We start from the raw sequence: 13,075 nt of genomic DNA, 5'->3' as shown, positions 1-13,075 counted from the left end.
GAAAGTTCAGAGCCGGCAGGCATAAAAGTTCAGAGCCGGGACAGCCGGTACGCGAAATTGGCGGGGGACTGCGCTTCGACCTGGAAATGCAGCACCGTTTCCTTGGGCAGGTAGATCACGCTTTCGCGCCGTGATCCGCAGCGGAGGCTGAGGTCCACCATGGTGAATTCGTCATTGCGGACTTTGAAGTCGACGCGCCGCTGGCTGCGGCACACCAGCACCAGGACGTAGGTTCCGGCGGGGAGGGGCTCCGTGGCGTCCGTTCGGACTTCTTCCGCGCGCAACAGGCCGAACGTCCTATGCGCCACCTGCAGGCCGGGCCCCACCTGGGACTCCGTCAGCCAGGCCTCCATTTCAGCCTCGCTGACGGGATCGTTCCGCCACAGCTCAGCGCTCGGCCCCGGCTCGGTCACCTCCGGCGCGGCCGGGGCCTCGGCGGGACGCCACCCTTCGTCGTACGTGTATTCACATCCGGCGAGCGCAGTTCCGGCCACGAGTGCGCCCGCCGTCCAGAGTACGACGGCGGCCCTCACCCGGGTGCGCACGGAGACTGACCGGGACGGGCAAGCGCCCGGACGAAGTACCGCCCTGCGGGGCGGCGGCGCCCCCTGCGTTGCGGGCATACTCCGACTCTATGCCGGGCAGGGACCCCAATCCAGAGCCTCGGGCATCACCCGTCCGGCGGTCAGCCGCATGGTGGATTCGAAGGGACTTAACCCGCAGTTACCAGCTGGTAGGCGTAGATCAGCGGTGCGTCGACGCTGGAGGCGCTGAGCTGCAGCGGTCCGGGTTCCGGGAGTGTGATTTTGATGGACTCCCGGGCACCGTAGCAGGCGGCCCCGAGGTCGGCGAGTTCCTTGCCTCCGGACCGCACTGCGAGGAAGGCCTTGCCGCCGCCTTCACAGACGAGTGTCAGCGTGTACTTGCCTGCCGGCACGTTCTCCGTATGGTCAATGGGTTGGGCGTTGAGAATCTTGCCGGAGTCCTCGGCAACAACGCCGCTGGCCGACGGCAGTGCCGTGGCTTTCCAGGCCGGCACATCGGCGTTCTCCACCGAAAGCTGCTGCGCGCAGGCAGAGAGGCCCAGGAGGACAGCTGCGGCAGCCACAGCGGAGAGGGCGCGCGGAAAGGACGAAGGAATAACAGCCATGCTTCCAACTTACCCGGCTCCATCTGTGCTCCGTGATTCAGTCCCTTGACCTTGACGCTACGTCAAGATTTATCGTTGAACCATCAGCCGGACCAGAACGTCCGAACCATCCCGCAAACAGAGCAGGAAAGGAAGAATACATGGACTGGTCCATCCAGGACATCGTCCGGATCGCAGGGACCACCAGCAGGACGCTGCGGCACTATGACGACATCGGCCTGCTCAAGCCCAGCCGCACCGGCCACAACGGTTACCGCTACTACAACCAGGCGGCGCTGGTGCAGCTCCAGCGCATCCTGCTTCTGCGCGGGCTGGGGCTGGGCCTGCCGGTGATCAGCCAGGTGCTCGACGATGAAACGGACGCCGCCCAGGCACTCACCGGGCATCTCGAATGGCTCAAGCAGGAACAGGACAGGCTTGCGCGGCAGATCGCGTCGGTCACACAAACCATCGAGGCAGTGAAAGGAGGTGGCGAAATCATGGCAGAAGACATGTTCAACGGTTTCGACCACACCCAGTACAAGGACGAAGTGGAGGAACGCTGGGGCAAGGACGCCTACGCGAAGGGGGATTCGTGGTGGCGCGGCATGAGCACCGAGGAGAAGGCGGCGTGGAAGCAGCGATCGCAGCAGCTGGGCAAGGACTGGATCGCCGCCGCCACTGGGGGTATAGCACCGGACAGCGCGGAGGCCCAGGACATCGCGAGGCGGCACGTCGAATGGCTGACCGGCATCCCGGGCACCCCGGCGTCGGACGCCCGCGGCCAGGCTGACGGCAAGGGCAACGCTGACGTCAAGGCATACGTCACCGGGCTCGGCGAAATGTACGTTACTGACCCCCGCTTCGCGAAGAACTACGGCGGCGCGGAGGGTGCCGGCTTCGTCCGGGATGCCCTGAAGATCTACGCCGCGGAGAACCTGTAGCCCGTCAGGAGGAAGCGTGCCCGCCAATAGACTTGGGCGGTGACTGATTCCACGCTTTTCCTGGCCGGCAACACCCCCGATGCCCCGCGCAGCGACCTCCCCGGGCTGCTGACGGCGCTCGCCGCGGACCTGCGCCGGGTGGATTACACGCTCGACGGCGTGGCGGGGCTGCTGGGCGAGTCAGCGTACCGCGCGCTGAACCGGGACCAGATCATCCCGGCGCTGCTGGCCACCGAAAGCGCCCTTCAGATTGATGCGGCAGGGGGTGAGGCTGCGCACGGTGAGAAGACGACGGCGGCGCTCGCCGCCGTCGTCCGTCTCTGGCTCCTGGCGGAACCGCAAAAACGGGAAACGCTCGACGCCGCGCTGCCGGGAGTACGGGCGGACGGCCTGGTGGAGCTGGGGCTGCTCGAGCCCGTGCCCGGCCCAGATCGGCCCGGCCCTGAGCTGCCCGCCGCCGATCAGCCGGCGCAGGACTTGCTGCAGGCGAAAGCGGATCTGCGGCCGTACGGCTGGGACGCCAATGAGGACGGCAGCGGCGGCGCCGAGCTCTGGGTGGCCAGCGACCTCGCCGCGCACCAGCAGGCCGGCATGCTCCGGCACGACCACGTGCTGGGGATCGGGCAGGCGTCCACCACGCTGGTGCAGACCACCGTCCGCCGCCACGTCGCCAAGGCCCTGGACCTGGGCACGGGCTGCGGCATCCAGTCCTTCCACCTCCTGCACCATGCCGAGCACGTGACGGCAACGGACATCTCAACACGGGCGCTGGCCTTCACCCGGTTCAACCTCCTGCTTAATGCCGCGGCCCTGCACCTGGACCCGGACAGGTTGGAGGACCGGGTCAGCCTTCGGCTGGGTTCGCTCCTGGAGCCGGTGGCCGGGGAGGAATTCGAGCTGGTGGTGTCCAACCCGCCGTTTGTGATCACGCCGCGGACCTTGGGCGAGCACGCGTCCGGGCAGTTCACCTACCGTGACGGCGGGCTGCCCGGCGATGACATTGTGTCCTCGCTCGTGGCGGCGCTGCCCGGTGCCCTGGCCCCGGGCGGCACCGCGCAGCTGCTGGGCAACTGGGAAATTCCCGCGGGGACCGAGTGGTACATACGGCCCAAGAGCTGGATCGGTCCGGACGCGGATGCCTGGTTCATCCAGCGCGAGCAGGTGGGCCCGGAGCAGTACGCCGAAACGTGGCTGCAGGACGCGTCCGAATCCCGCGACCGGAAGCATTACCGGGACGCCTACGCCGCCTACCTGGCGGACTTCGCCTCCCGGAACGTGGCGGGGATCGGCTTCGGGATGATCTGGCTGCGCCGGCCGCTGTCGGAATCCGGCGCCGCCTCCATCAGCCGTTTCGAGGAAATCACGTACCCCATTGAGCAGCCCATCGGGCCTCACGTGGGCGCCGCCGTCGAGCGTTCCGACTGGCTGGCCGCCAACCGCCTGGCGGACGCGCACCTGCTCGTCGCGGACGACGTCACCGAGGAACGCCATCAGCGCCCCGGCGCCGAGCACCCCGGCGTGATCCTGCTGCGCCAGGGCGCGGGCCTGCGCCGGACCAATCTGCTCACCACCGAACTCGCCGGATTTGTCTCCGCCTCCGACGGTGACCTCTCCGTCGGCCAGATCATCGGAGCCCTCGCGGCGCTGCTCGGCGGGAGCCTTGCCGGAGAGGGCGGGTTCGACGGCGACGCGTTCCGGACCAGGCTGCTCGACGACGTCGCGAACCTGGTCAGCGACGGTTTCCTGGTTCCTTCCGAGCCTGCTGAATAGCGGTTTGGCGGGCCCCGGAACACCCCAAATCGGGGTCCCGGATGTGCCTGATGAGTCAACGGGTTTTCCACATGAATGCGCACTATTGTCCAAAATATGGTGAACTAGGCCAATATGGGCTCATCTGCCCGAGCAACCTTTTTCTGTAGGAGCACCGTGCCAAGCAAGGCCAAAACAGGCAAGAAACTCGTGATTGTGGAGTCTCCGGCCAAGAGCAAGACCATCGCCAAGTACCTCGGCGAGGGCTTCATCGTAGAGGCCTCCATTGGTCACATCCGCGACCTGCCGCAGCCGTCTGAGCTTCCTGCAGAACTGAAGAAAACCTCGGTGGGCAAGTTCGCCGTCGACATCGAAAACGACTTCAAACCGTATTACGTGGTGTCCGCGGACAAGCGGAAAAAGGTCACCGAGCTGAAGGCCGCGCTCAAGGATGCCGACGCCCTCTATCTCGCAACCGATGGGGACCGCGAGGGCGAGGCCATCGCGTGGCACCTGCTGGAAGTGCTCAAGCCCAAGGTCCCCGTGTACCGGATGACGTTCGGCGAAATCACCAAGGAAGCCATTCACCGCGCCATGGACAACCTGCGCGATGTTGATACCGCCCTGGTGGACGCCCAGGAAACCCGCCGCGTCCTGGACCGGCTCTACGGCTACGAGATTTCCCCCGTGCTCTGGCGCAAGGTTGCCCGCGGCCTGTCCGCCGGGCGCGTCCAGTCCGTGGTCACCCGCATGGTGGTGGACCGTGAACGCGAACGCATGGCCTTCAAGGCCGCCTCGTACTGGGACCTGACGGGCCAGTTCGGCGCCGGTTCCGGTTCGTTCAAGGCGAAACTCGCTGCGGTTGACGGGGCCAAGGTCGCTTCGGGCAGGGACTTTAACGACGACGGTGTCCTCACGTCGCGCAATGCCGCGCACCTCAACGAGGAACTCGCCACGTCACTGGCCGCCGGTCTCCAGGATGCGGACTTCCGCGTCCGGTCCGTGGATACCAAGCCGTACACACGCCGTCCGGCGGCGCCGTTCACCACTTCCACGCTGCAGCAAGAGGCCGGCCGCAAGCTCCGCTTCTCCTCAAAGAGCACCATGCAGGTGGCCCAGCGGCTGTACGAAAACGGCTACATCACCTATATGCGTACCGACTCCTCGGCGCTGAGCGACGAAGCCGTCACGGCCGCCCGCCGCCAGGCCTCCGAGCTGTACGGCCCGGAGTACATCCCGGCGTCGCCCCGCGTGTACACCAGCAAGGCTGCGAACGCGCAGGAAGCCCACGAGGCCATCCGCCCCGCCGGTGACTCCTTCCGCACCCCGGCGCAGGTGGCCAAGCAGCTCTCCGGCGACGAGTTCCGCCTGTACGAACTGATCTGGAAGCGCACCGTCGCATCCCAGATGGGTGACGCCAAGGGCTCGACGGCGACCATCCGCCTGGGTGCCGTGGCCACCGATGGCCGGGACGCTGAGTTCTCCGCCTCCGGTACCGTCATCACGTTCCCGGGCTTCCTGGCCGCCTATGAAGAAGGCAAGGACGAAAGCCGCGGGGACGACGACTCCGACGAAGCCCGGCGGCTGCCGAACGTGGCCAAGGACGATGCCCTCACGGCGTCGGACATTGTGGCTGTGGGCCACGAAACCTCGCCGCCTCCGCGCTTCACCGAAGCGTCGCTGACCGCCGAGCTGGAAAAGAAGGGCATCGGCCGCCCGTCGACCTACGCCTCCACCATTTCCACCATCCAGGACCGCGGCTACGTCCGGAAGCAGGGTTCCGCGCTGGTGCCCAGCTGGATCGCGTTCTCCGTGATCCGCCTGCTTGAGCAGCACTTCACGGACTATGTGGACTACGAGTTCACGGCGGACATGGAAGGCGACCTGGACAAGATCGCCAACGGCCAAGCCGTTGGGTCCGCCTGGCTCAAGCACTTCTACTACGGCGAAGACTCCGACCCGGGCCTGCTCAGCATCGTGAACAACCTGGGCGAGATCGACGCCCGGGAAATCAACTCCATTCCCATCACGGATGAGATCACGCTGCGGGTGGGCAAATTCGGCCCGTACCTGGAAAGCTCCGCTGCCACGGTGGACGCCAAGACCGGCGAAATCGTGGAGAACTCCCGCGCCAACGTCCCCGAGGACCTGGCGCCGGACGAACTGACGGCGGCGAAGGCCATCGAACTGATGGAAACGGCTGCGCCGGAAGAACGCGTACTGGGCGACGACCCTCACACCGGCCACAGCGTTGTCGCCAAGAACGGCCGCTACGGCGCGTACGTCACCGAAGTCATCCCGGAGATGACCGAGGAACAGCTGGCCAACCAGCCCGTGGAGTACTACAAGAACGGCAAGCCGAAGCCGCCGAAAAAGCCCGTCAAGGCCAAGCCGCGCACCGGTTCGCTGTTCGCGTCCATGACCGTGGATTCCGTGACCCTGGACGAAGCGCTGCAGCTGATGAGCCTGCCCCGCGCCCTGGGTGAGGACGCCGAAGGCAACCTCATCACGGTGCAGAACGGCCGCTTCGGTCCGTACCTGAAGAAGGGCACGGACTCCCGCTCCATCGGCACCGAAGAGGAAATCTTCACCATCACGCTGGAGCAGGCACTGGAGATCTACTCCCAGCCCAAGCAGCGCGGCGCCCGTGCCGCGGTGGCCCCGCTGGCCGAGTTCGGACCGGACCCCGTTTCCGAGAAGAACATCGTGGTGAAGGAAGGCCGCTTCGGCCCGTACATCACCGACGGCATCACCAACATCACCGTCCCGCGGTCCACGTCGCTGGAGGAACTGACCCGCGAACAAGCCATTGAACTCCTCGCCGAGAAGCGGGCCAAGGGTCCGGTCAAGCGCGCCACAACGGCCCGCAAGGCCCCGGCCAAGAAGAAGGCTCCAGCTAAAAAATAAGCGCCGGGTGTTCGGTCGGCCCAACTCCGCCCTGTGGTGGAGCCGGTTGAAACAGTAGAAAACGGGAGGGGAGGAATCCGGCAGCGTGCGTCTAAGGTGGGCCCACTGCGACGGGGTTCCCTGGCCGAGCTTGCGAGGACGCCGAGGATTTCGCTCCTCCCGTTTGCGGTTTGCGCCGGGCTCTCCAACGTGGTCGAGTAGATACATGACTGAACAGCCCGGCACAGCCGATCTCACGCCGCTCAACGAACTCGAAGAGAAGCTCGCCCTGGGCGGCCAGCCCGAGGGCAGCCCGGTGGACGTCATCCTGTCCTTCCTCAACAGCGAGGTCTACGTCATCAGCACTGACGGGATCGAGGGGGAGGATTCCCAGGTGGAGCCGCTGGTATTGGCGAACGCCGACGGCGAGCCCGTCCTTGCGGTGTTCTCGCACCCCAGCCGCGTTGACGAGCAGTATCTTGAGGCGGCCCCGAACGTCCTGGGGACCCAGGGTGCAGCCATCATCGCCAACATTGGCGAGGAATTGGGCATGGTGATCAACCCCGGCGCTGCGTACGGGTTTGAGATCAACCCGGAGGGCGTCGCCAACATCAAGCGCGACTTCAAGCGGGCGGATGAGCTTCCCGACGGCGCACCCGAGGACGCCTCCGCAAACTGACATCTTTAGTACAGGTTGTGAGTGAGGGCCCGGGCGGGGGAATAATGGCAGGATGCGGCTAGGCGTCCTTGATATCGGGTCAAACACTGTCCACCTTCTCCTGGTGGATGCCCACCCTGGCGCGCGTCCGGTGCCTTTTGCGTCGCACAAACGGCCCATATCCCTGGTCCAATACCTGGATACCGACGGCAACATCACCGACGAAGGGCAGCACGAGCTGACCGAATTCGTCCTTGAAGCCTGGGAGTTTGCCGCCAGGCACAAAGCGGACGACCTTCTGGCTTTCTGTACGTCTGCCATCCGTGAAGCCACTAACGGCCCTGCAGTGCTGGCCCGGGTCAAGCACGAAACCACTGTCACCCTGCAGGAACTGACCGGCAGCGAAGAAGCCTCCATGACCTTCTTCGCCGTCCGCCGCTGGTACGGCTGGGGTGCGGGCCCGATCCTGAACCTGGACATCGGCGGCGGCTCCTTCGAAATGGCCTTCGGGCAGGACGAACTGCCCGAAGTGGCCACTTCGGTGCCGCTGGGCGCCAGCCGCCTGACCCGCGACTGGCTGGCTGAGGACCCGCCTTCCGCCAAGAGCGTCAAAGAGCTGCGCCGCTACATCCGGGCCACCCTCGCCCCGGCGGTCAGGCAGTTCGACGGCCTGGGCCGCGCCAACGTTGTGGCTGGAACCTCCAAGACCTTCCGGTCGCTCGCCAGGGTCGCCGGAGCAGCCCCGAGCGCAGCAGGGCCCTACGTGAAGCGCACACTTAACGCCACGGATCTGGGCGTGTGGGCGCAGCGCATTTCAGCCATGAAGTCCGAGGACCGGCTCTTTCTGCCCGGCGTGTCAGAGGCCCGCGCGCACCAACTGCTCGCCGGGGCTCTGGTGGCCGAGGCTGCCTTGGAAATGTTCAAGTTCAAGAAGATCAGGATCTGCCCGTGGGCGCTGCGTGAAGGGCTGATCCTGCGCCGGCTCGACCAGCTGGTATTCGCCGGTCCGCTGGATCCGGCCCCGCATATCATGGAGCCCGCCGCGGCACGCCAGACGATCGAGGCTTCACCCGCCTAAGGCCCGCCGCGGCTTGAAAACAGCGTTAACGCGAAAGCGCCGGCGTCCACAGCAGGAAAATGGGGGAAAACCTGCTGCAAACCACCGGCGCCTCGGGCAAACATCCCCATGCTTGCCGCATCACTCGCACCCTCAATGAGGTAATAACTACGTTAGGCGGCGAAGTTGTGTGCAAGCTGCAGCGAACATGGGAGTCGGCTGTGAATCGGTTTCGGCGGGTTCCCGGTTTTTCCGATTCGTTTCCATTTCTGCAACGGCCCACCCGAACTGCAATGATGGAAGCATGAGCAACCGAATCGCCTTCCTGGGCTGTGGATCCATGAACGAAGCCATCCTGTCCGGCCTCCTGGCCGCCGGGACGGACCCCGCCGACGTCATAGCCACAGTCAGGCGTGCGGAACGCGCCGAGGAGCTGGCTTTGCGCCACCACGGCATCACGGCCGTCGCTGGCGAAGAGGAACCGGACAACAACAAAGACGCGGCCAAGGGCTCCACGGTGGTGATCCTTGGCGTCAAACCCGTGGGCACCGTCGACCTGGCGCGCGAGATCAGCCGCTCCCTGTCCCCGAAGGCCATCGTTGTCAGCGTGGCCGCAGCCGTGTCGCTGGCGCAACTGGAAGCTGCGCTGCCTCCCGGACAGCCGGTGATCCGCGCTATGCCGAACACCCCTGCCAAGCTGGGCCGCGGCGTCGTGTCCGTCTCACCCGGAACCAACTGCACGCCGGAACAGCTCCAGACCGTCAAGGACATCCTTCGGGCCACTGGCACTGTGGTGGAGGTGCGCGAGGATCAGGTAGATGCGTTGTCGGCCATCAGCGGCTCGGGTCCCGCCTACGCGTTCTACCTGGCCGAGGCCATGGCAGCTGCCGGCGTCGAGCTGGGCCTGGATCCCGAGTTGTCGCTGCTCCTTGCGCGGGAGACAGTCGCAGGCGCGGGCTTCATGCTGGCCGAGCCGGGCGCCGATCCCTCGGCCCTGCGCAAGGGAGTGACCAGCCCCAACGGAACCACAGAAAGGGCCATCGCCACCTTCGACGACCGGGGCATTCCGGCCATCATCGCCGCCGGCGCCCGCGCCGCAGCGGACCGCTCCGCAGAGATCACCAGGCAGCTCGGCTGACATCTTCGCGGGTGGGGACTACGGCCGCGCCGCGAACCGTTCCAGCAGGTCCACGTGCCCGGACACGATCAGCATGTCGCGGGCGGACACCTTGGTTTCCGGGCGGGCGTAGGTGAAGTCCTCGCCGGGCGACTTCACGCCCACGATGGTCACGCCATACTTGGAACGCACCTTGGACTCATCCAGTGTGAAGCCCACCGTCTCGCGCGGCGGGTACATTTTCACGATGGCGAAGTCGTCGTCGAACTCGATGAAGTCCAGCATGCGGCCGGAGACCAGGTGTGCGGCACGGACGCCGGCGTCGGCCTCGGGGTAGATCACGTGGTTCGCGCCGATCCGGGTGAGGATCTTGCCGTGTGATGGCGTGATGGCCTTGACCCAGAGGTGCTCGATGCCCAGGTCCACCAGGTTCACGGTGATCAGCACGGAGGACTCGATCGAGGTGCCCACGCCACAAACGGCGGAGCTGAACTCCTGTGCACCGAGCTGGCGCAGCGCATCAATATTGGTGGCGTCCGCCTCCACCACGTGGGTGAGGAGCGGCGCCCACTTCTGGACCAGGTTCCGGTCGCGTTCGATCGCCAGCACCTCGCGGCCCTGTTTCACGAGCTGCTCGGCTGTGGACGAGCCGAAGCGGCCCAGCCCGATCACCAGGACCGGCGCGTTGTGGGCGGGGCGGTTGGGGGCGCCTGAGGAATTAGCCAATGATGGGCCTCTCTTCCGGGTAGTGGTACAGCTGGCTGCGCTGGCGCAGGGCCAGGCCAGCTGCAAGGGTGACAGTGCCGACGCGGCCCGCGAACATCAGGGCGGTGAGGACATACACGCCCGACGGCGGCAGTTCGGCACTGAGGTTTGTGCTCAGTCCCACGGTGGCAAAGGCTGAAATGGTTTCGAACAGCACGCGGTCCAGGGATGCGCCGCTGATCTGCAGCAGCAGGAACGCTGAGACGGAGACCAACGTGGCGCCGGCGACGATCACTGAGATGGCCACCCGCATGGTGCCCTGCGGGATGGTCCGGCCATACACCTTCACGTCGGAGTCGCCGCGGGCCTCCGCGGCGATGGCGAGGAACATCACGGCGATGGTGGTCACCTTGATGCCGCCCGCCGTGGACGCCGAACCGCCGCCGGCGAACATCAGCGCGTCCGTCAGCAGCATGGTGGTGGATTCCATGTGGTTCTGGTCCACCAGGTTGAACCCGCCCGAGCGGGTCATGACGGAGGCGAAGAGGGAGTGCGTGATCTTGTCGCCGAGGTCCATGTGGCCGATGGTCCGGGCGTTGTCCCACTCCATCAGCGCCCACAGCAGCGTGCCGGCGGCCAGCAGGATGAAGGACACCTGGATGGTGAGCTTGGTGTGGAGATTCCACTTTTTCCAGTTGAGCCCATTCTGCTGCAGGACCATGACCACGGGAAAACCCAGGCTGCCCAGGAACACGCCGAGCATCAGCGGGATGAGGATCCACAGGTCGGTCTCGTACGGCACAATGCCATCCGAATGCGGGGTGAAGCCGGCGTTGTTGAAGGAGGAAATTGAGTAGAAGACTCCATGCCATACCGACTGCCAGAAGGGCTCGCCCAACGTCATGAACCGGGGGATCAGCGCCAGCGCCAGGACGCCCTCGATTACCACGGAGGTCACGATGACGATCCGCAGCAGAGTACCCACTTCACCGAGCCGGCCGGCGTTGTTCATGGCTTCCTGCGCGATGAGCTTGCCGCGGACGCCAAGCTTCTTGCTCACCATGAGGGCCAGCAGCGACGCGAGGGTCAGGGTTCCCAAGCCGCCCACGAAGATGCCGATCAGGATGACCAGCTGGCCAAAGAATGACCAGTGCACCGCCGTCGAAACAACCGTCAGGCCGGTCACACAGACCGCGGACACCGCCGTGAACATTGCCTGGTGTATCGGAGTGGCTGTGCCGGTGGCGGAGGAGATGGGCAGCGAGAGGATGAACGTAAAGACCAGGCAGACCGCCCCGAAGGCGCTCAGGGCAAGCCGGGCGGGCGACGTATTGGCAATATCGTCAACGAAGTCGCGTACGCGGGTGAAGATCCAGAGACCTTCGCGCTCCGGTGCGGCGGGGTGCCAGCTTGCCGGGTTCCGGGGCCTCGACTGGCGTTGCGTCATGGGGGGCTTTTCCTCGGTTGAAACTGTTTCCTCCAGTAGTAAACCACTAATGCCCGCGTAATGGCCGGGCTGGGGCAGTGGCGTCCTCCGGTAGCCTGTCATTGATGACATTCCTGCCCGGTCTCAGCCAGCCCGCGCCACCAACGATGGTGGTGTGGAATTCGGCCATGACGGCCTACAATTTTGGCCCGGGCCACCCCATGGCTCCTGCCCGGCTGGACCTGACGGCCCGGCTTTCCCGCAGCCTCGGCCTGCTGGACCTTGCGCACGTGTCCGTGGAGGCTCCGGAGGTTGCGTCCGATGCCGAACTCGAAACCGTGCACTCGCCTGAGTTTGTGGCCGCGGTTCGCCGGGTCAGCGATGACCCGACGTCGCCGGATGAAGCCCGCGGACTTGGCACCGACGACGATCCTGCCTTCGCCGGCATGCACGACGCCGCCGCGAGGCTCGCCGGCGGATCGCTGATCGCTGCGTCCGCCATCCTGGACGGATCCGCGCTCCACGCCGTGAACTTCGGCGGCGGCCTGCACCACGCGGCCCGCGACCGTGCCAGCGGCTTCTGCATCTACAATGACTCCGCGCTGGCGGTCCAGAGACTGCTCGACGGCGGCATCCGCCGCGTGGCGTACATCGACGTCGATGCGCACCACGGCGACGGGACGGAAAGCATCTTCTGGGACGACCCCCGGGTCCTGACCATTTCCCTGCATGAAAGCGGACTCACGCTGTTCCCAGGGACCGGTTTCGCGAACGAGATCGGCGGTCCGCAGGCTGAGGGCAGTGCCGTCAACATTGCCCTGCCGTCGGGCACCGGCGATGCCGGCTGGCTGCGTGCTTTCCACGCAGTGGTGCCGCAGCTCGTGGGCGCGTTCCAGCCCGAAGTCATCGTGAGCCAGCACGGCTGCGACTCGCACCGGCGTGACCCTCTGGCCCATCTGAACATCAGTGTGGACGGTCAGCGTGAGGCGGCCACCGCCGTCGGGAATCTCGCTGCCCGGCACTGCGAGGGCCGCTGGATCGCCACGGGCGGCGGGGGGTACAGCGTCACCGACGTTGTGCCGCGCTCCTGGAGCCACCTGATCGCCATCGCCGCCGGGCGTCCCGTTCCGCTCCAGACCCCGGTGCCGGAGGATTGGCGCACGTATGTTTCGGACAAGTTCGGCATGGACACCCCGGGTCTCATGGGCGATGACGTGGAGCACTGGTGGCGGTCCTGGGAAGTGGGGTTCGACCCCAACGACGCCGTGGACCGCACCGTCATGGCCACCCGCAAAGCCGTTTTCCCGCTGCACGGCCTTGATCCCTGGTTCGACTGATCCTTCTTCAACCCACGCGGGGCGGTCACGGGCGAAATAGTTGATGCCTGGCGGCGTATATGTCGCT

At 66.0% G+C, this 13,075-nt stretch carries 11 protein-coding genes; 7 read left to right on the top strand and 4 right to left on the bottom strand.

The genetic code is table 11. The features are described 5' to 3' along the window. Window positions 1-29 precede the first annotated feature (29 nt). Both NG697_RS10070 and NG697_RS10065 read right to left on the bottom strand, forming a co-directional pair. Window positions 30-623, bottom strand: coding sequence for a DUF6023 family protein (locus NG697_RS10070; protein ID WP_252603247.1), 594 nt, complete (start codon window positions 621-623; stop codon window positions 30-32). Between the two features lie 89 nt (window positions 624-712). After that, window positions 713-1,150, bottom strand: coding sequence for a DUF6023 family protein (locus NG697_RS10065; RefSeq protein WP_252603244.1), 438 nt, complete (start codon window positions 1,148-1,150; stop codon window positions 713-715). Window positions 1,151-1,290: 140 nt separating this feature from the next. Between NG697_RS10065 and NG697_RS10060 the strand changes: the two genes are divergently transcribed. The 6 genes from NG697_RS10060 to proC all read left to right on the top strand — a co-directional run bounded on the left by NG697_RS10060 (window position 1,291) and on the right by proC (window position 9,561). Continuing rightward, a complete protein-coding gene (locus NG697_RS10060; RefSeq protein WP_252614099.1) occupies window positions 1,291-2,073 on the top strand; it encodes a MerR family transcriptional regulator in 783 nt (260 codons plus the stop codon). A 39-nt stretch (window positions 2,074-2,112) separates the two neighbouring features. After that, window positions 2,113-3,843: a DUF7059 domain-containing protein gene (locus tag NG697_RS10055; RefSeq protein ID WP_252609814.1), complete on the top strand. Its 1,731-nt coding sequence runs from the start codon at window positions 2,113-2,115 to the stop codon at window positions 3,841-3,843. Between the two features lie 156 nt (window positions 3,844-3,999). Further along, entirely contained in the window at window positions 4,000-6,729 is a 2,730-nt protein-coding gene (gene topA / locus NG697_RS10050; protein WP_252609815.1) for a type I DNA topoisomerase, read from the top strand. A 205-nt stretch (window positions 6,730-6,934) separates the two neighbouring features. Continuing rightward, window positions 6,935-7,387 (top strand): SseB family protein, encoded by a 453-nt coding sequence (locus NG697_RS10045; protein WP_104060508.1) that lies wholly within the window; start codon window positions 6,935-6,937, stop codon window positions 7,385-7,387. A gap of 52 nt (window positions 7,388-7,439) precedes the next feature. Beyond that, window positions 7,440-8,444, top strand: coding sequence for a Ppx/GppA phosphatase family protein (locus NG697_RS10040; RefSeq protein ID WP_141141566.1), 1,005 nt, complete (start codon window positions 7,440-7,442; stop codon window positions 8,442-8,444). A gap of 283 nt (window positions 8,445-8,727) precedes the next feature. Continuing rightward, entirely contained in the window at window positions 8,728-9,561 is an 834-nt protein-coding gene (proC, locus tag NG697_RS10035; protein WP_252603233.1) for a pyrroline-5-carboxylate reductase, read from the top strand. Between the two features lie 18 nt (window positions 9,562-9,579). On the opposite strand, the gene NG697_RS10030 is transcribed toward proC, so the two are convergent. Next, window positions 9,580-10,266 (bottom strand): potassium channel family protein, encoded by a 687-nt coding sequence (locus NG697_RS10030; RefSeq protein WP_058931335.1) that lies wholly within the window; start codon window positions 10,264-10,266, stop codon window positions 9,580-9,582. Further along, on the bottom strand, window positions 10,259-11,692 hold the full coding sequence (locus tag NG697_RS10025; protein ID WP_252614097.1) for a TrkH family potassium uptake protein: 1,434 nt from the start codon (window positions 11,690-11,692) through the stop codon (window positions 10,259-10,261). The genes NG697_RS10030 and NG697_RS10025 overlap by 8 nt, the downstream gene beginning before the upstream one ends. Before the next feature lie 104 nt (window positions 11,693-11,796). On the opposite strand from NG697_RS10025, the gene NG697_RS10020 reads away from it, so the two are divergent. After that, the gene (locus NG697_RS10020) at window positions 11,797-13,008 is read left to right on the top strand and encodes an acetoin utilization protein AcuC (protein WP_252614096.1); all 1,212 of its coding nucleotides are present in this window, start codon (window positions 11,797-11,799) and stop codon (window positions 13,006-13,008) included. Window positions 13,009-13,075: the final 67 nt, after the last annotated feature.

The sequence above is a fragment of the Pseudarthrobacter raffinosi genome, assembly GCF_023913835.1.
Taxonomy (GTDB): Bacteria; Actinomycetota; Actinomycetes; order Actinomycetales; family Micrococcaceae; genus Arthrobacter; species Arthrobacter raffinosi.
This window is presented reverse-complemented; position numbering and strand designations above follow the sequence as displayed.